Raw genomic sequence first — 18,284 nt, 5'->3', positions numbered from 1 at the left:
TTCACGAGAAGATGTCGGTGCCGAGGCTCTTGCGCGATCCGCGCTTGGGCACGGTGCTGCGCGCGGACGGCACTTGCTTGCGCAGGCGGTACAGCAGCTCGCGCGTCGAGCGCTGCAGGAACTGCGGCTCGTCGTCCGGATCGTCGGAGAACTCGGCGTCGGCCAGGTCGGCGCTGTGGCGGAAATCGGGGAACAGCTCGAACAAGGCGCGGTCCCAGCCGTCTTCATTGGCCTTCACCAGCTCCACCGCCAGCGGGATGATGTCGCTGTCGGAGGAAGAATGCGCGGTGATGTACGAGCCTTTCGAGATCACTTCGCCGGCCAGTTCGAGGATGTCCTTGGGCGCCATCGAAAACAGGATGGCGAACGCGGTCGCGCCGTAATCGGTGGCCGAGGCTTCGGCCAGCAGCGCGTGGCGGCGCTCTTCGTCGTCGGTCGAAAACACCACGCCGTGGATGTGCGCGAACAGCGATTCGGCCACGCGCTCCGGGTCGTCCTCGATCATCTCTTCGGACCAGGTGGCGGCGATGAAGGCCAGGCTGTCGGCCCACGCCTTGGGCGGCACCAGGAGGGTCGCCAGCGAGGTTTTGCCGCCGTCGAAACCGGACAGGTGCAGCGCCGTCACTTGCGGCGGCAGGGTGCCGAGCACCTCGGAGACCACCAGGTCGCCGTGGGTTTCAGCCGCCTCGGAGAACGCCTGCTCGGCATGGCCCAGCGAGCCGGCCAGTACCAGTTCGGTGACTTGTTTCGACAGTGCGGGCAGGTAGGTTTTTTCGGTCATTATTGGTCTCCGTCCTGGTCGAACATCTGCGCGAAGTCGTCGGTGGCGCCGCTGTCGTCGTCGTCCACATCGTCGCCGTCGTCGTTCTCGCCCAGCTTGTCGAACGAGTGGTCTTCTTCATCCCACAGGCGCGGGTTCTTGAACAGGAATGCGGTGATGATGGCCTGGCGCGCCAGGTCAGGGTGGTTGTCGGTCATCGCCGCGTACATGGCGGCGCCTTCGCCGTCGCACGAGGCCATCGCGAACACCTTGGCCGGGTCGCCGCCGCCATCGTAGTCGGCCGCTTCGCGCAGCAATCCTTTGGGATTGCTGAAGCTGATGCGGTCGACCAGCGCGAAGCTCATCATGTTGACGTCTTCAATGCCGCCGCCATCGGTGTATTCGCCGACCAGCGCATCGACCATCATGTCGTAGTTCTTGCGGTTAGGCGGATCGCCCAAAATGCCGTCGATCTGGCCGCCAAGCTCGCGCGACTGGTAGGCAAATTCGGGATGTACTTTTGTCATGATAAAAATCCTGTTGGTGGTGCGTGTGTCCGGAAAAAAAAGCGCCGCATGGCGTCGCCAGCAGGTTCAAGCCGGGAGCGTGACCCCGTTCAGCTGGAACAGCGAGCGCCACAGCTCGTAGGCTTCGGCCTCGGCATCGAGGATGATGCGGTGGTTGACGCTCTGGTCGTACTCCTCGCGCTTGGCGCGGTCGGACAAGATTTCATAGGCCTTGGCGACGCTCTTGAAGCGCACCGCCGCGGCGGGCGCGTCGTTGCGGTCGGGGTGGTAGCGCATCGCCAGCGAACGGTAGACCTTTTTGATCTCTTCGTCGCTGGCATTCGGCGCCACGCCCAACACCGCATATAAATTTTCCAATCGAAACCCCCGGCTATCGGACAACACAAGTAAAGCGAGATTATCCTATAGATCACCCCCGGCTGTCAGGGTTGGCGCGCGGGGGCTGCGCGTACGGTAAAATGTGGCAACCTGATTCCAACACATCCATTTCAATGAGCAACGATAAAAACAAAGCCGACGCGGCCCCAGCCGCGCCGACGTCGAACTTCCTGCGCGCCATCATCGACAACGACATCGCCGCCGGCACCCATGTCCGCGCTGGCCTGCCGCAGGTCATCACGCGCTTCCCGCCCGAGCCGAACGGCTACCTGCACGTGGGCCACGCCAAGTCGATCTGCCTCAATTTCGGCCTGGCGCGCGACTACCAGGGCCTGTGCCACCTGCGTTTCGATGACACCAACCCGGCCAAGGAAGAGCAGGAATACGTCGACACCATCATCGACAGCGTCAAGTGGCTGGGCTTCTCGTGGGAGCAGGAAGGCAAGGACCACCTGTACTACGCCAGCGACTACTTCGACAAGCTGTACGAGATGGCCGAGTACCTGATCAGCGCCGGCTTCGCCTACGTCGACAGCCAGAGTGCGGAAGACATGGCCAAAAACCGCGGCAACTTCGGTACGCCGGGCACCAATTCGCCGTTCCGCAACCGCCCTGCCGAGGAATCGCTGGCAATCTTCCGCGATATGAAGGCCGGCAAGTACAAGGATGGCGAGCATATCCTGCGCGCCAAGGTCAGCGAAGACGCGATGGCCTCGCCCAACATGAACCTGCGCGACCCGGCCATTTACCGGATCCGCCACGCCCACCACCACCGCACGGGCGACGACTGGTGCATCTACCCGATGTACGACTACACGCACCCGATCTCGGATGCGCTGGAGAACATCACCCACTCGCTGTGCACGCTCGAGTTCCAGGACCACCGCCCGTTCTACGACTGGCTGCTGGCCACCCTGGCCGAAGGCGGCTTCTTCCAGCAGCCGGTGCCGCGCCAGTACGAATTCGCGCGCATGAACCTGACCTACGTAGTCACCAGCAAGCGCAAGCTGCGCCAGCTGGTCGACGAGAACATCGTGTCCGGCTGGGACGATCCCCTGATGCCGACCATCGTCGGCCTGCGCCGCCGCGGCTACACGCCGGAATCGATCCAGCTGTTCTGCGAGCGCATCGGCGTGTCGAAGGCGGACGGCTGGATTGACATGAGCACCCTGGAAGGCAGCCTGCGCGACGACCTCGACCCGAAAGCGCCGCGCGCCGCCGCCGTGCTGCGCCCGTTGAAGCTCATCATCGACAACTTCCCGGAAGGCGAGTCGGTCGACTGCAGCGCCCCGGTCCACCCGCACCTGCCGGAACTGGGCAACCGCAGCTTCCCGATCACGAAAAACCTGTGGATCGAACAGGAAGACTTCATGGAAGTGCCGGTGAAAGGCTACTTCCGCCTGTTCCCGCCGAGCGGCGAGACGGCCGGCAGCCGCGTGCGCCTGCGTTACGGCTACGTGATCGAATGCACCGGCTTCGACAAGGATGCCGACGGCAATGTAATCGCCGTGCATGCGAACTACTTTGAAGACAGCAAGTCGGGTACCGAAGGCGCCAACACCTACAAGGTCAAGGGCAACATCCACTGGGTGTCGGCCGACGCCGCGCTCGAAGCCGAAGTACGCCTGTACGACCGCCTGTTCACCGACCCCAACCCGGACGCCGGCGGCAAGGACTTCAAGCTGGCGCTGAACCCGAACGCGCTGGAAGTGGTCACCGCGTACCTCGAACCGGGCATGAAGGATGCCGTGGGCGACCAGCGCTTCCAATTTGAACGCCACGGCTATTTCGTCGCCGACCGCGTCGATTCCACGCCGGGCAAGCCGGTGTTCAACCGGATCACCACCCTCAAGGACAGCTGGGCGAAGTAACCGAGTGTTACTGTTAGAATCCCGCCCCGGACGCGCGCCGCGGCGGGATTTTTTTCGCGTAAACCCGCCGAACCGTTGCGATTTCTAACAACCTATCAGGTTTGCTAGGTACGTAACGTGCCAACACTCGTTACCGTTAGTAACGATGCAATTGACATGCCACATATGCAAAACTGCACTACTCTCCCTCTTGAACCCCGGTTGACGCCATGCCCCTGAAGCCCGCTCAACTGCACAGGTTTTCCAGGTTAAAACCGTTGCGGATGGGCGCCCTGATCTCGTCCTGCGTCGGGTTGTTGTTCTACGTTGCAACAACGCAGTTTATTGAAAGCGATTCGCGCGAGCGCTTTGCCAACCACGCCCGCAATGCACAGAAGACCATCGTGGCGCGGGTGAAGTCTTATACCGATGTGTTGCGGGGAGCGGCAAGCCTGTTCAGGACCGGCGAGAACATCAGCCGCGCCCAGTTCCACGAATATGCCGAAGGCCTGGCACTGCGCGATACCTTCCCGGCGATTCATACAATCAATTACGCCGAGTACGTCACGCAAGCCGGGCGGCCGGCGTTCGAGCAGCGCATGCGCGCTGAACAGGTCGCCAACCCCGGGCTGCCGCTGTCCGCCAGGATCAGGCCCAACGGCGCCGAACAGGCGCGTGCCCGCGAATCGTATTGCGTTGTCACCTTCATCGAGCCAAGTTCCGCCACCACCTCGGCATTCGGCCTGGACCTGCACACCAATGCCTATGTCGAGCAAATCATGCTTGCCACCCGGGATTCCGGCCAGATGATGAATTCAGGTACGCCGATCCTGGCCATCTCGTCACCGAACCATGTTTTTCTCGGCCTGCGCCTTCCGGTATACCGCCCTGGCGCCACGCTCGACACCATCGCGCAGCGGCGCGCCGCTTACCGCGGATCGGTTGGTATTGCATTCAGCGTGCCCCAGCTGGTGCAGGGGGTGCTGGCCGAAATGCCGGTCAACAATGTACGCATGACCCTGCTGGACCAGGACCTCCCGGAACCCGGCGGCGCGCCGGTATCGCCCGCTTCCATGCGCATCCTGTTCGATAGTTCGGGTGAATTGAACGTGTTTCCCGACGAGGCCGACCCGCGACGCTTCACGACCACGCTGCCGGTCAATTTCCACGGCCGTCCATGGAAGATTACCTTCAGCACGCCCAAAGCGGAGATGTACACCGAGTTCGACGTGATCTACCCGAAGCTCGCCGCCTTCGCCGGTTTCATCGGATCGCTGCTGGTGTACGCCCTGTTCCACGCGCTGTCATCGTCACGCCGCCGCGCCCTGATGATCGCCTCCGACATGACCAAGGAACTGCGCGCCAGCGAGGCCAAGCTGCAAACCTCCAACGAAACCCTGCGCCTGCTGGGCGCGCACGCGGACCAGATCAAGGAGCTGGAACGCAAACGCATCGCGCGCGAAATCCACGACGACCTCGGCCAAAACCTGCTGGCCCTGCGCATCGAGGTCGATATGCTGGCCGCGCGCACCCGCGCCCGCCATGCGCACCTGCATGCGCGCGCCTGCGCCACCTTGCTCCAGATAGACGCCACCATCAAGAGCGTGCGCCAGATCATCAATGACCTGCGCCCCAACGTCCTCGACCTTGGCCTGTCGGCGGCGGTGGAATGGCAGGTCAAGGAATTTCGCCGTCTCAGCGGCATCGAATGCCAACTGCAAGAGCAGGTGCGCGACATCGTCATCAGCGACAAGCGCGCCACCGCGTTCTTCCGCATTCTCCAGGAGTCGCTCAGCAACATCTCGCGGCATGCCGGCGCGACCAGGGTCAGCGTCGAGCTGGCGCTGACAGGCGGCTCGCTGGTCATGTCGATCGCCGACAACGGCAACGGCCTGGCCGACAGAGCGCGCCACAAGGTCGGCTCGTTCGGCCTGGTGGGCATCGAGGAACGCATCACGATGCTCGGCGGGAGCCTGTCGATCAAAGGGGTGCCTGGCACCGGCACCACGGTGTGCGTCTCGGCGCCCATCGACGACGCGCGCGCGCCGGCTGACAGCATCGGCCCTGCGCCGGCGGCGCCGCTTGCGCCCCCCGCAATGCTCGCCGCTGCGCCGAATACGACACTTGAAAACTCGCCCTTGTAATCGTTGACGAGTGTCAATCAGGCACCGATAGGCATGCGCAACAATTGAATTTCAGTAAGCAATATCAATGTTTTCAAGAATGCTAACGCGGCACAACACAGGAGGCAACGTAGGGAAATACGCAGTAACAAACTAGGGATATTTCTTCACGTAGTTAAGACCATAAAGAGGACCATCATGATTTCGAACATCGAAATGAAAGCAATCCTGGACCTGGATTTGACCGCCATCAAACGCAAGCTGATGCATATGGAATCAGGTGAAGGCTGGACCGTGGACCAGGCCGACGCCGTGGAACGCGAGTACAAGCGCTTCCTGTACCTGATGAAGGCGTTCCCGACCAAGGAGACCGCACCCTCGGTGGATGTGGACACGTTCTGGCACTACCATATCCTTGACACGATGAAGTACGCCGCAGATTGCGAACAAGCCTTTGGCTACTTCCTGCACCACTACCCGTATGTGGGCATGGAGGGTGGCGCCGACGACGCCGAGGTCCACGAGGCCGCAGGCGAACGCATGCGCGAGATTTATGAGGAAACGTTCGGTGAAACCTACACGCGCGAGATCGTGGCAGGCGCGGGGGGGACGGCAGGCGCGCCCGCGTACTGCAGCCTGGTCAAACCTTCGGCCGACGCGACTGCCTACTGCAGCCTGATCGCGCCCGCTTCCAACGCTGGCTCTTACTGCGGCGGCATCAAGCCTCCCGCCAGCGCGGCGGCCTACTGCGGCGGCGTCAAGCCCCCCGCCAGCGCGGCGGCCTACTGCGGCGGCGTCAAGCCGCCTGCGAACGACCATGCCTATTGTGGCGGCGTCAAACCGCCTGCGAGCGACCATGCTTACTGTGGCGGCGTCAAACCGCCAGTGAGCAGCCTTGCCTACTGCGGCGGCGTCAAACCGCCCGCCAGCGCCCTGGCCTATTGCGGTGGCGTCAAGCCGCCGGTAGCGGCAGCCGGCGCCGCCGCCAGCAACGCCGATATCTACCAGGTTACCCAGCCCCTGGGAACGTCCTTGAAAGCGGCGGCGGCTTGAGCTGTTTGCTGCCAGGTTGGCCGTGCGGTTCCAGCGAGGCAAATCCTCGCCAATGCGCCCGGAGTGAACCACAATGAATCAATGTTCCATTGCACCACGTCCCGGCGAGCGCCACATCAGGCCAGCGCAGCGCCTTCGCCGGGACCTACCGACATCAGCGCCCGCAGTTCGCGGATACTGAAGTCGCTCACCTCATGCATGCGCAACAAGATGGTCGCGCCGATCGGCAAGGTGCGGTGGCGAATCTTGCTGATCACCGGCGGCGCCACTTCCAGCGCACGCGACAGCGCGGCATCGTTTTTCAGGTGCAGCTTCGCCATGATGGCATCGAGAACGCGGTTGGGATCGTAGCCTGCGGCATCCGGTATTTTTCTTCCTGACATACTAAATCTTTCGAGCAAGTTCGTACCGTGTCTAATTCGACGCGGAAAGGTTACTACAATTAAATACATGGTGCGCATTAGCAAAAGCCATCGAATATGCGGCGTTTTGGCTAAACGGCACGATGATACACAGCTTTGATGACATCTGCTTAAGACTGCCAGATTTCCATCCGAAAGCGGTGCGGTTGCGCTGCGATCAGCGCTCGCCAGGCGGCGGCGGGATCAGCATGACAGGAGCGAAGAGGAGATCGATGGCAATGCGGGCGGCCAGTTGGCCGTAGGTGGACGGAATCAGGCAGAACTGGACCAGCACGCGGTCCTCGTCCGATGGGGCGATGCGCCAGTTGAGCTGGCGGCGGATTTCTTCGGGCGGCGGGGGTGGCCGGCGCTCAGCTTCGCGCGCGGCCATGTAGGCCCGGACCTGTTCCTTGGTCGGTTGGTAGATGCGATGCGGCATGGCAAGCCCTGACACAAGTCAGCAATCGGATAAGGACTTTGGTCACGATAAGCCCGGCAAGCAAGGCCTGTTTGAGGTACCGCAATCCCCAATCCGATTTCCCCGTGCAACTGGCTGCCTGTGCCCGGGAAGCCACGCTTTTACTTCTGCGCCGCCATGTACAAGGTTTTTGCGTCCTTGTGCGCCTGGTCCAGCGTGCGCATCTGCTTGTGCTCATCGTGCTGGACGAAAAACTCGGCGTCCTGTGCATCGACCACCAGCTTGATGGCGGCAGCATCGCTCAGGTCGTATTTTTCCGCGATCAGCGTGGTTACTTCGTCCAGGTATTCTTCGTAAGTCATGGTCAGTTCCAGGTAATGAGGGCGCTATTGTGCCAGAGCCATCGCCGCCACGGCTTCGGCCACGTCCGGATGGCGCAGGCGCACGCCCAGTTCCTGGCGCAGGCGGCGGTTGTCCAGGCGGCGCGATTCCGACATAAACGACAGCAGCATCGGCGACACCTGCGCCTGCAGTTCGGCGCGCGGCAGCCGCGGCGGGCGCGGCAGGCAGAAGGCATCGGCGACCGTATCGAAATAGTCGCCCATCTTCAGGCGGCTATCGTCCACCGCATGATAGACCCGCCCCGGCCGCGCGCGGAACAGCGCCAGCGCCGCCACCTGGGCCAGGTCGTCCGCGTGGATGTGGTTGGTGAACACGTCGTCGGCCGGCAGCAGGGCCGGCGTGCCCTGCTGCAGCCGCTTGAGCGGCAGCCGGTCGGCCGCATAAATGCCCGGCACGCGCAGGATGGCCAGGTCGGCGCCGCTGCGGCGCGCCCAGTCGCGCAGCACGCGCTCGCCATCGACCCGGCGCTGCGCGCGGGCGTTGCGCGGCGCCACCGGCCGGGTTTCCGTCACCAGCGCACCGGCGCAATCGCCATACACGCCGCTGGTGCTGACATACACCACCCGCCCGCCCGCCGGCAGCACCGCGGCCAGACGCCGCGTGCGCCGGTCGAGCACGCCCTCGGACTGGGGCGGCGCCATGTGCACCACGTACTGCGCCAGTCCGCGCAGGCGCTTGAGCGTTTCCGGCCGGTCAAGGTCGCCAACGATGGGCACCGCTCCGGCCCGGCGCAGTTCGGCGCAGCGCGCGGGATTGCTGGTCAGTGCGAAGACGCGGAAACGCTGGCGCACCAAAGGCAGCAGGCGCATGCCGACGTCGCCGCAGCCGACGACCAGCAGGTGCGGCCGCTTGAATTGTCGATGTTTGCTCATGTCATTGATTGTATGACAAGACGTGCTCACGCGGCTACGTCACGATGCGGCCCCCAATGGCCGTTGCGCCTGCGCATCGTTTAGCGCGCCACCGCCGTGCTATCATTTCGTGTTGATAAAGAGCTAAATTTGTTATGACTTACGCGGAAACCAGGAGAAATCCCGCAGCCGATGCCTTCTGGGCAGGGCTGACGGCCCGCGACCATTGCGTCCAGATTTACGACAACGACCCGGCGTTCCTCGCGGCGCTCGAAGGTTTCGTCGCGGGCGGCATCCGCCAAGGCGATTCGATCGTGCTGATTGCAACGCCGGCCCACCTTTCCGCCCTGTCCGCACGGCTCCAGCGCAATGGTTTCGACGTCGCCGCGGCGACCAGGCGCGGCCAGTACATCGCCCTCGACGCCGCCCAGACCCTGGAGCGCTTCATGGTGGACGGCTGGCCGGACCAGGCACGCTTCAACGCGGTCATCGAGGAGGTGCTCGGGCGCGCCAGGACCCACCATCACCAGGTCCGCGCTTTTGGAGAAATGGTCGCCCTGATGTGGGCCGACGGCCTGTGCGAAGCGGCAGTGCAGCTGGAACATTTCTGGACCCGCCTCTGCGCCGCCCAACAGTTTTCGCTATTTTGCGCCTATCCCAGGTCCGGCTTTGGCAACGGCGGCGAATCTGGCATCGACCAGGTCTGCGCGGCGCACTCCAAGCTGTATACAATGTAAAGTGGCGCCGCGCCGGCGCCCCTCCCGGCCTTTGCCCTGTGCGGGGCCGCAACTCCCAATTTTTCCAGACACATGAGCTTTCAGATTACAGTCCAGCCCAGCGGCCACCAATTTACCTGCGACGCGGATGAAACCGTCCTGACGGCGGCCCTGCGCGCCGGCATCGGCCTGCCTTACGGCTGCAAAAACGGCGCCTGCGGATCATGCAAGGGAAAAGTGCTCGAAGGCACCGTCGAACACAAGGCGCACCAGCAACGCGCGCTATCGGAAGAAGAACGCCAACGGGGCATGGCGCTGTTCTGCTGCGCGGTGCCGGGCAAAGACCTGGTGATCGAAGCGCGCGAGGTGGCCGGCAGCAGCGAATACCCGGTGCGCAAGATGCCGACGCGGGTGGCCAGCATTGAAAAAGTCGCGCCGGACGTCGCGGTGGTCACGCTGCAGCTGCCGGCCAATGAAGCGCTGGCCTACCGCGCCGGCCAGTACATCGAATTCCTGCTCAAGGACGGCAAGCGGCGCAGCTACAGCATGGCCAGCGCGCCCAGCCTCGAAGGCCCGATCACCCTGCACATCCGCTACATGGCGGGCGGCCTGTTCACCGAACACGTCTTTAACTCGATGAAAGAGCGCGACATCCTGCGCTTTGAAGGACCGCACGGCACCTTCTTCCTGCGCGAAGAATCGAGCAAGCCGATCGTGCTGCTGGCCTCGGGCACCGGCTTCGCGCCGATCAAGGCGCTGGTCGAACACCTGATCCACCTGAAATCGACGCGCCCGGTCAGCCTCTACTGGGGCGGTCGCCGTCCGATGGACCTGTACATGAATGCGCTGTGCGAAGAATGGGCGGCCACCCTGCCCGGCTTCCGCTACGTGCCGGTGGTCTCGCACGCCTTCCCTGAAGACCACTGGACCGGCCGCACCGGCTACGTCCACGCGGCGGTCATGCAGGACATCCCGGACATGTCGAACTACCAGGTCTACGCCTGCGGCGCCCCGGTCGTGGTCGACTCGGCGCGCGCCGACTACGTCGAAAAATGCCACCTCCCCGCCGACGAATTCTACGCCGACGCCTTCACCACCGAAGCCGACCTCGCAAGCTGACCCACCCCCACACCGGGGTCAGACCACCGCCAAACCGGAACATTGCCAAAAATCGGGGTCAGACCACCGTCAGACTGGAATCTTGCCAAAATCTGGTGGTCTGACCCCGATTTTGGAAACACAAACCGGGGTCAGACCACGGCCAAAACGGAACATTGCCAAAATCGGGGTCAGACCACCGTCAAACTGGAACATTGCCAAAATCTGGTGGTCTGACCCCGATTTTGGCAACACGTCGGTTAGCGGCGGCGCACGGAGTCGGCGTCGAATTGCTGCCGGTGTTTTCCGGTGACGCCGCTGTAGAACTGGCGGATTTCCACCATGTCCGCCTCAATGTCGCCGCTGGTCGTGTACATCCTGCCGATGCCGCCCACCTTGCGCGCGTAGTCGAGGTAGGCCAGGCCGATCGGCACCCCGGCACCGTGCGCAATGTGATAAAACCCGGTCTTCCAGTGCGTTACCTTCCCGCGCGTGCCTTCCGGCGCGACGATTACCGCCAGCCGTTCGCGCGCGGCAAAGGCGTCCACCGTCTTCTGCACCAGGTTCGATGAGGCGCTGCGGTCGACCGGAATGCCTCCCAGCCAGCGCGCAACCGGCCCCAGCGGCCCGGCGAACAGGCTCGCCTTGGCCATCCAGTACACCCGCAGCCGCAATACGAACGCGACCATCAGCGTGACCGGGAAGTCCCAGTTGCTGGTGTGGGGCGCGGCGATCAGCACGTATTTCGGGTGCGCTGCGATCTCGGCCGGCGACATGCCGCCAGTGCGCCAGCCCATCAGGCGCAGGATCACCCGCGACAGGGCGCGCATGGCGGTGTTGACGACGGGCGTGTCAAAAATTGTGGTCTGCATGGAAATTGGAACCGGAAGGAGCACAGGCGGGGCGCATATTTTACCTGAGTTGACCCTAATACTGTTGACGCGCAGAAAGCGGTATAAAAGAGGTAAGATGAATCCAAGAAGACAACAATTTTTTCCGAACACACAGGAGTGAACATATGCAAATCAACGTCAACACCGACAAGACCATCGACCGCACCCAGGGACTGGACGAGCACGTTCAAACCGTTGTCGGCGCCGCCGTCCAGCGCTTCGGCGAACAGATCACCCGGATCGAAGTGCACCTGTCCGATGAAAACAGCGAGAAATCCGCCGATGGCGGCAGCCGCTGCACCCTGGAAGCGCGCGTCACCGGCTACCAGCCAGTTGCAGTAAGCAATCATGCAGCCACCTTGCACCAGGCCATCAACGGCGCCGCGGACAAGCTCAAGCGCGCCATCGACAGCGCCCTGGGCCGCCTGCATGACAAGAACCTGCACGACAAACCGCAGCTTGCCGAAGAAGCCCTGTCCGAGCAGCGCGACGACCAGGGCAATATGTAAAGTCCGGCGCTGGCGGCCGCCCGGCGGCCGGCGCTACAGCCCGTCCTGCGCCAGCTGGCGCAGGTAGCGCACCCCCGCCAGCGCGCGGCTTCCGTACCACGACATCATTTCCCCATCCACCAGCCGCACCGGCTTGCCGATCTGCTTTTCGAGCGCCTCCGCATGGGCCTCCGTGAAACGGTAGGGTTCGGTCGACAGCAGCACGCCATCGATGCCCGCCACCAGTTGGTCCGACCACGCGAACTGCGGATAGCGCGCCTCGCCCAGCGGCGGCACGCTCCAGCCGATCTCGGCCAGCATGCGGGCGATATAGGTGTCGGCGGAAATACTCATCCACGGGTCTTGCCAGATGCAGTACAGCACCGTGGCCGCCCTGCCCTTCGGCAGCGCCCGCAGCTGGGCGAGTTCGGACTCAAATGCCGCACACCACTCGCGGGCCTTGTTTTCGGCGCAAAAGATGCCGCCCATTAGCCGGGCCAGCCCCAGGTTGTCCTCCGGGGCAATGGGATGGGTGACCACGATATTCGGGATGAATTCGGCCAGGGCATCGACGGTCGGCTTTTCGTTTTCGTCGATATTGACCACCAGGTGGGTCGGCGCCAGCGCGCGGATCTTGGCGATGTTGACGTCCTTGGTGCCGCCAACCTTCGCAATGGCCGCAACCACGCCGGCCGGATGGATGCAAAAGCCGGTTCGCCCCACCAGCTGGGGCGCCAGGCCCAGGTCGCACAGCAATTCGGTGATCGACGGCACCAGCGACACGATGCGCGCGCCCGGCGCCGGTTGGTGTTCGCGCCCGAGGGCATCAAGCAGTTTCATGGATTTTTGTAAAAAGTGAACGCCTGCTATTGAAACACTGTTGTTTCGCGAGCGCCAGTGCTCCCGCCAACGATGCAATGCGCTATCATTCGTTTCTTAACAGAATTGTATTCCCTCCGGAAAGCGCATTTTGGACCAGATCGGCACCTTCGGTGCGTCCCCTTACCAGGTCGAGGACCTGCAACTGTTCGCCGGCACCAACGCGGAAACCACCGCGCGGGCGTTGGCGGACTGCGCCATTGTGCGACTGCCGCTGGGCGCCAGGGTTGCCGACAGCTACCGCGCGCGCCTGTACATCGTGCTGCGCGGCGCGCTCGATGTCGAGGCGGACACCAGCAGCGGCCTGAATGACGGCACGGTCAGCAAGATCCTGCCGGGCGAAAGCGTCGGCGAGCAAGCCGTGCTGGACGACACCGCCAACCTGTTCGCGATCACCGCCAGCGAAGAGTCCGAGTTGCTGGTCATCGAAGCCGAGCTGGTATGGCGCCTGATCGACGAATCGAACGGCCTGGCGCGCAACCTGCTGCGCCTGCTCTCCTTCCGCATCCGCGCCGCCAATGCCTTGCTGCGCCGGCGCCAGAAGCTCGGCGAGTTCTACCGCCAGCTGTCGCTCAACGACAGCCTGACCGGCCTGTACAACCGCGCCTGGCTGAACGACATGCTGCCCAAGATGATCGCCACGGCGCAGCGCAATGGCGCGCCGCTGTCGCTCGTCATGATCGACCTTGACCATTTCAAGCGTTTTAACGACACCCACGGCCACCCGGCCGGCGACGACGCGCTGCGCGCCGCCTCCGACGTGGTGGCCGCCGCCTTGCGCCCGACCGATTTCGCGGTGCGCTATGGCGGCGAGGAGCTGATGGTGATCCTCCCCGACACCAACGAGCAACTGGCGCTGATGGTCGCCGAGCGCCTGTGCTGGCGCCTGCAGGAGGCCGTGGTGTTTGGCGACATGCGCCTGCCCCTGCCGCACATCACCGGCTCGTTCGGCGTCGCCTGCCTGGCGCCAGGCGAGAACGAAGACGCGCTGGTGGCGCGCGCCGACGCGGCGCTGTACCGCGCCAAGCAGGACGGCCGCAACCGGGTCGCGGTCTGACGACGCCCATCGGGCCGGCTTCAGGCGTGCCGAACTCGGTACAATAGCGCCCATGACAACCCACACCTTCCTCTGGCACGACTACGAGACCTTCGGCGTGCAACCGCGGCGCGACCGCCCGGCGCAGTTCGCGGCGATCCGCACCGACGCCAACCTGAATGAAATCGGCGACCCGATCATGCTGTACTGCCAGCCGGCGCCGGACTTCCTGCCCGATCCGCAGTCCTGCCTGATCACCGGCATCACGCCGCAGCATTGCCTTGAACACGGCGTCCCCGAGCACAAGTTCGCCGCCGCCATCGAAGCGGCGTTCTCCCAGCCCGGCACCATCGGCGTCGGCTACAACACCATCCGTTTCGACGACGAGGTGACCCGCTTCCTGTTCTGGCGCAACCTGATCGATCCGTATGCGCGCGAGTGGCAGAACAACTGCGGCCGCTGGGACCTGCTCGACGTCGTCCGCATGACCTACGCGCTGCGCCCGGAAGGCATCGAATGGCCGCTGCGCGAAGATGGCCGCCCCAGCTTCAGACTGGAAGAACTGACCAGGGCCAATGGCCTGGTCCACGACGCGGCGCACGACGCGCTGTCGGACGTGCGCGCCACCATCGCGCTGGCGCGCCTGATCCGCGACAGGCAGCCGCGCCTGTTCGACTTCTGCCTCGGCCTGCACAAGAAGGACAAGGTGGCCTCCGAGATGGGGCTGCACCTCGCACCGGGCACGCGCCAGCCCTTCCTGCACGTGTCGGGCATGTTCCCGGTCGAACGCGGCTGCATCGGGCTGGTCTGGCCGCTCGGCACCCATCCGTCCAACAAGAACGAAGTGCTGGTGTGGGACTGCAGCCATGATCCTTCGGAGCTGTTCGGCATGGATGCGGAGACGATCCGCCTGCGCATGTTCACCCGCGCCGCCGACCTGCCCGAGGGCGTGACCCGCCTGCCGGTCAAGAGCATCCACCTGAACAAGTCGCCTATGCTGGTCGGTAACCTGAAGACGCTGAGCGCGGCGTTGGCCGAACGCTGGGGCATCGACCTCGAACGCGGCCTGGCGCATGCGGCCATCGCAGCCGGCGCGCCCGACATGAGCATGGTGTGGGAACAGGTCTACCAGCGCCCCGCGCCAACCGAAGACACCGATGTCGACGAAGACCTGTACGGGGGCTTTGTCAGCCGCGACGACCGCCGCAAGCTCGATTCGCTGCGCGCCGAGGCGCCGGCGAAACTGGCGCAGCTGCGCCCGACGTTCGACGATGAACGCCTGGCCGAACTGCTGTTCCGCTACCGCGCGCGCAACTTCCCCGAGACGCTGGGTGAAGCCGAGGCGCTGCACTGGGAGCAGCACCGCGCGGCGCGCCTGTTCGACGGCGCCGCAGGTGCGCGCACCGTGGAGCAGCTGTTTGCCGAAGTCGATGCGCTTTCCGAAGATGCCGACGAACGCGCCGAGGAAATCCTAGGCGCCCTGTACGACTACGCCGAGTCGATCGCGCCGCAGCGCTACTAGGCGCGGTTCTCGGCCGCCTTGCGCAGCAGTTCGGCCAGGGCGGCGGTGTTCACCGGTTTGACGAAGTGGTGGTCGAAGCCGGCCGCGCGCGTGCGGCTGCGGTCCTGCTCCTGGCCATAACCCGTCACCGCCACCAGCACGCTAGACGCCGTGGCGTCGTCAGCACGCAGGCGCCGCGCCAGTTCGTAGCCGTCCATGTCGGGCAGGCCGATATCGAGCAGGCACACGTCCGGGCGCACCGCTTGCGCCAGCGCCAGCGCCTTGGCCGAACTGTATTCGACCGCTACCTCGTGCCCGAGCGCCTCGACATACATCGCCAGCATTTCGGCGGCGTCGGTATTGTCGTCCACAACCATGACCTTCATCACCCTCGCCGGGTCGGCCTGCGCGGTGTCGGGGACGTCGCGCCTGCCTGGCGCCTGCGCCGCCACGCGCGGCAGGCATAGCGTGAACGTGCTGCCGGCGCCGATGCCGTCACTGTGTGCCGACACGGTGCCGCCATGCAGCTCGACCAGGCTTTTCACCAGCGCCAGCCCGATCCCCAGCCCGCCCTGCGAACGGTCGGACGTACGTTCGGCCTGCGAGAACAGCTCGAACGCACGGGCCAGCACTTCGGGCGCCATGCCGATGCCGTTGTCGGTCACCCGCGTGCGCACGTAGCCGCCGTCGAGTTCGACCGCGATGACGATGCTGCCATCGAGCGGCGTGTACTTGGCCGCGTTGTTGAGCAGGTTGGCCAGCACTTGGGTCAGGCGTTTCTGGTCGCCCATCACATACGCCGGTTCCGGTGGCGTGTGCACCGTCAACTGGTGGCGGCGCGCGTCGATCAGCGGGCGCACCTGCTCCACCGCTTCGGCGACGATGCGGCGCGCATCGAGTTTTTCGCTTTCCAGGGTGATCAGGCCGCGGGTGACGCGCGATACATCCAGCAGGTCGTCGACCAGCCCTGTCATGTGCTTGACCTGGCGCGAGATGACCGCGCTGGTCTGCCTGACGCGGGCGGCGTCGAGACGCCCCATGGCCAGCAGGTCGGCCGCCGCGCCGATCGGCGACAGCGGGTTGCGCAGCTCGTGCGCCAGCATCGCCAGGAATTCATCCTTGCGGCGGTCGTCCTGGCGCAGCGCTTCCTCTGCCCTGACCCGGTCGGTGATGTCCATTTGCGTGACCACCGCGCCGGTGATCGCGCCGTGTTCATCGACGATCGGCGCACCGGTGACCAGCACGATCCGGCGTACCGGCGGCGTATCGGAGGTTTCGATTTCGACCGTGTCGCGCGGCGCCTCTTCGCCGCGCAGCACCCGCGCGGTGATCCACTCGTGTGGCGCCAGCGGCTGTCCGTGGCGCGCCGATCCGTCCGCCCACCAGCCCTTGCGCAGGACGGCTTGCCTGCCGTCGCCCGGATCTCCCCACAGGCGCCGGTGGGCGGCGTTCGTCATCAGGACCTTGCCGTCCGCATCGGTGACGACGATGCCGGCCGGCGCGGCCTGCAGCAGCGCGTCAAGGCGCCGCCGCTCGCCTTGCGCGTCGCGGGCGGCGGCAAGGGCGCGCCGCTCGCTGTTGCGCAGCTCATCCTCGGCGCGCCGGCGTTCGGCGACGTCCTTGAACAATATCCCCACCTGGTGCAGCGCCGGATTACCGAGGCGGAAAGCATACACCTCGTACCAGCGGCCCAGCGCGCGCGCCTCGTTCTCGAAACGGATCGGCTCTCCCGTGCTCGCCACGCGCCCGTAAATGTCGAACCAGTGCTGTTCGTGCATCGGCGCCAGTTCGCGCACCGTTTTTCCGTTCGCGTCCGCCAGTCCGGTGTTTTCGACAAATGCGTTATTCGTTTCCAGGAAGCGGTAGTCGGCCGGCTTGCCCTCGTCGTCGTACAGCATTTCGATCACGCAGAAGCCTTCGTCGATCGATTCGAACAGGCTGCGATAGCGGGCCTCCCGTTCATGCTCGCGCGCCTCGGCGCGCAACTGCTCGGTCAGGTTCTGGGTCGCCGTGATGATGCCTTCAACGTGGCCATCCATCCCGAACAGCGGATGCCATGACATGCTGAAGATGAAGTCTTCCTGGGGCCCTCCGGGACGGATGGCGAAACGCACCAGGTGGCGGTCGGCGATGAAAGGCTCGCCGGTGGCGTAGATCCGGTCGAGGATGGGCAGCAGCGCAGCGGCGGCATCCGGGAAAGCCTCGGCGTAGGTTTTGCCGATGATGTCGCGCTGCTGGCTCATGGCGCGGTGCGCATCGTTCTCCAGCACGAAGCGGTGGTGCGGCCCGTGCATGACCGATACCGGTACCGGCACGGCCATCAGCAGCGACTGGAAGTACTCGCGCTCCTTGCGCAGCTCCTCGGTGCGCGCCACCACGCGCACGTCCAGTTCTTCATTGGCGTCTCGCAGGCGGCGGTTGGCCTGCTCTATTTCACGCGACTGGGCTTCGATGCGCGATTCCATGCGCGCCTCGCGCGCCGCCGCGCCGTGGAATTGCGTGACGTCTTCCGAGCGGTGCAAGATATGGGTCAGGGCGCCGCCGGCATCGAGCAAGGGGATGTTGATCACGCTCCAGTAGCGCTCGGTGAAGGCGTCGCCCACGCGCACGTCGTACTTTTGCACCGCCATCGTGTCCGCCTCGCGCGTGCGCACCACCCTTTCCAGCGATGCGCGCAGCTTGCTTGATCCAGCCGGCTGCGGGTCGTCCGGATTGTCGGGGAAGACGTCGAACACGTTGCGCCCGACCATGTCGGCGCGCTCGGCCAGGCTGACTTTGATGAAGGGCTCGTTGACGGCGACGATGGTGAAATCGGGAGCGAGCACCATCAACGGCACCGGCACCGCCGCGAACAGGGCGCGGTAGTCGGGTTCCGGGGCGGCGCCCGATGTCGGATCGGATACCATGCGG

18 protein-coding genes are annotated in these 18,284 nt (G+C 64.5%); 8 read left to right on the top strand and 10 right to left on the bottom strand.

Translation table 11 applies throughout. From position 1 onward, the window contains the following. Nucleotide 1 precedes the first annotated feature (1 nt). From LMJ30_RS03605 to LMJ30_RS03595, 3 genes are all read right to left on the bottom strand, one after another. Nucleotides 2-781, bottom strand: coding sequence for a hypothetical protein (locus tag LMJ30_RS03605; RefSeq protein ID WP_229430970.1), 780 nt, complete (start codon nucleotides 779-781; stop codon nucleotides 2-4). Continuing rightward, nucleotides 781-1,287 (bottom strand): hypothetical protein, encoded by a 507-nt coding sequence (locus LMJ30_RS03600; protein WP_229430969.1) that lies wholly within the window; start codon nucleotides 1,285-1,287, stop codon nucleotides 781-783. The genes LMJ30_RS03605 and LMJ30_RS03600 overlap by 1 nt, the downstream gene beginning before the upstream one ends. Before the next feature lie 66 nt (nucleotides 1,288-1,353). Further along, nucleotides 1,354-1,644: a DnaJ domain-containing protein gene (locus LMJ30_RS03595; RefSeq protein WP_229430968.1), complete on the bottom strand. Its 291-nt coding sequence runs from the start codon at nucleotides 1,642-1,644 to the stop codon at nucleotides 1,354-1,356. 134 nt (nucleotides 1,645-1,778) lie between these two features. Between LMJ30_RS03595 and LMJ30_RS03590 the strand changes: the two genes are divergently transcribed. The 3 genes from LMJ30_RS03590 (at nucleotide 1,779) to LMJ30_RS03580 (ending at nucleotide 6,691) form a co-directional block, all read left to right on the top strand. Further along, entirely contained in the window at nucleotides 1,779-3,536 is a 1,758-nt protein-coding gene (locus tag LMJ30_RS03590; RefSeq protein WP_229430967.1) for a glutamine--tRNA ligase/YqeY domain fusion protein, read from the top strand. A 263-nt stretch (nucleotides 3,537-3,799) separates the two neighbouring features. Then, nucleotides 3,800-5,659 carry a CHASE domain-containing protein gene (locus LMJ30_RS03585; RefSeq protein WP_229430966.1) on the top strand — a complete coding sequence of 620 codons (1,860 nt, stop codon included), beginning with the start codon at nucleotides 3,800-3,802 and terminating at the stop codon, nucleotides 5,657-5,659. A 195-nt stretch (nucleotides 5,660-5,854) separates the two neighbouring features. Beyond that, nucleotides 5,855-6,691: a glycine-rich domain-containing protein gene (locus tag LMJ30_RS03580; RefSeq protein ID WP_229430965.1), complete on the top strand. Its 837-nt coding sequence runs from the start codon at nucleotides 5,855-5,857 to the stop codon at nucleotides 6,689-6,691. Nucleotides 6,692-6,807: 116 nt separating this feature from the next. On the opposite strand, the gene LMJ30_RS03575 is transcribed toward LMJ30_RS03580, so the two are convergent. From LMJ30_RS03575 to LMJ30_RS03560, 4 genes are all read right to left on the bottom strand, one after another. Continuing rightward, entirely contained in the window at nucleotides 6,808-7,074 is a 267-nt protein-coding gene (locus tag LMJ30_RS03575) for a hypothetical protein (protein ID WP_229430964.1), read from the bottom strand. Nucleotides 7,075-7,270: 196 nt separating this feature from the next. Next, entirely contained in the window at nucleotides 7,271-7,531 is a 261-nt protein-coding gene (locus LMJ30_RS03570) for a hypothetical protein (protein WP_229430963.1), read from the bottom strand. Between the two features lie 140 nt (nucleotides 7,532-7,671). After that, on the bottom strand, nucleotides 7,672-7,872 hold the full coding sequence (locus LMJ30_RS03565) for a hypothetical protein (protein ID WP_229430962.1): 201 nt from the start codon (nucleotides 7,870-7,872) through the stop codon (nucleotides 7,672-7,674). Between the two features lie 24 nt (nucleotides 7,873-7,896). Beyond that, the gene (locus LMJ30_RS03560; RefSeq protein ID WP_229430961.1) at nucleotides 7,897-8,784 is read right to left on the bottom strand and encodes an SDR family oxidoreductase; all 888 of its coding nucleotides are present in this window, start codon (nucleotides 8,782-8,784) and stop codon (nucleotides 7,897-7,899) included. 134 nt (nucleotides 8,785-8,918) lie between these two features. Between LMJ30_RS03560 and LMJ30_RS03555 the strand changes: the two genes are divergently transcribed. Both LMJ30_RS03555 and LMJ30_RS03550 read left to right on the top strand, forming a co-directional pair. Next, nucleotides 8,919-9,500, top strand: a complete 582-nt coding sequence (locus LMJ30_RS03555; RefSeq protein WP_229430960.1) for an MEDS domain-containing protein — start codon at nucleotides 8,919-8,921, stop codon at nucleotides 9,498-9,500. A 72-nt stretch (nucleotides 9,501-9,572) separates the two neighbouring features. Beyond that, on the top strand, nucleotides 9,573-10,598 hold the full coding sequence (locus tag LMJ30_RS03550; RefSeq protein WP_229430959.1) for a CDP-6-deoxy-delta-3,4-glucoseen reductase: 1,026 nt from the start codon (nucleotides 9,573-9,575) through the stop codon (nucleotides 10,596-10,598). A gap of 239 nt (nucleotides 10,599-10,837) precedes the next feature. Here LMJ30_RS03550 and LMJ30_RS03545 read toward each other — a convergent pair whose 3' ends face one another. Further along, nucleotides 10,838-11,449 (bottom strand): lysophospholipid acyltransferase family protein, encoded by a 612-nt coding sequence (locus LMJ30_RS03545; protein ID WP_229430958.1) that lies wholly within the window; start codon nucleotides 11,447-11,449, stop codon nucleotides 10,838-10,840. Between the two features lie 146 nt (nucleotides 11,450-11,595). Between LMJ30_RS03545 and LMJ30_RS03540 the strand changes: the two genes are divergently transcribed. Then, on the top strand, nucleotides 11,596-11,979 hold the full coding sequence (locus LMJ30_RS03540; RefSeq protein ID WP_229430957.1) for an HPF/RaiA family ribosome-associated protein: 384 nt from the start codon (nucleotides 11,596-11,598) through the stop codon (nucleotides 11,977-11,979). A gap of 33 nt (nucleotides 11,980-12,012) precedes the next feature. Here LMJ30_RS03540 and LMJ30_RS03535 read toward each other — a convergent pair whose 3' ends face one another. Beyond that, on the bottom strand, nucleotides 12,013-12,798 hold the full coding sequence (locus LMJ30_RS03535; protein ID WP_229430956.1) for a helical backbone metal receptor: 786 nt from the start codon (nucleotides 12,796-12,798) through the stop codon (nucleotides 12,013-12,015). A 130-nt stretch (nucleotides 12,799-12,928) separates the two neighbouring features. Here LMJ30_RS03535 and LMJ30_RS03530 point away from each other — a divergent pair, with 130 nt between their 5' ends. Both LMJ30_RS03530 and sbcB read left to right on the top strand, forming a co-directional pair. Continuing rightward, the gene (locus LMJ30_RS03530; protein WP_229430955.1) at nucleotides 12,929-13,894 is read left to right on the top strand and encodes a GGDEF domain-containing protein; all 966 of its coding nucleotides are present in this window, start codon (nucleotides 12,929-12,931) and stop codon (nucleotides 13,892-13,894) included. A 52-nt stretch (nucleotides 13,895-13,946) separates the two neighbouring features. Beyond that, the gene (sbcB, locus tag LMJ30_RS03525) at nucleotides 13,947-15,395 is read left to right on the top strand and encodes an exodeoxyribonuclease I (protein WP_229430954.1); all 1,449 of its coding nucleotides are present in this window, start codon (nucleotides 13,947-13,949) and stop codon (nucleotides 15,393-15,395) included. On the opposite strand, the gene LMJ30_RS03520 is transcribed toward sbcB, so the two are convergent. Continuing rightward, nucleotides 15,392-18,280, bottom strand: coding sequence for a hybrid sensor histidine kinase/response regulator (locus tag LMJ30_RS03520; RefSeq protein ID WP_229430953.1), 2,889 nt, complete (start codon nucleotides 18,278-18,280; stop codon nucleotides 15,392-15,394). The genes sbcB and LMJ30_RS03520 overlap by 4 nt on opposite strands. Nucleotides 18,281-18,284: the final 4 nt, after the last annotated feature.

It is taken from the genome of Massilia agrisoli, assembly GCF_020831365.1.
GTDB classification, from domain to species: domain Bacteria; phylum Pseudomonadota; class Gammaproteobacteria; order Burkholderiales; family Burkholderiaceae_D; genus Telluria_A; species Telluria_A agrisoli.
This window is presented reverse-complemented; position numbering and strand designations above follow the sequence as displayed.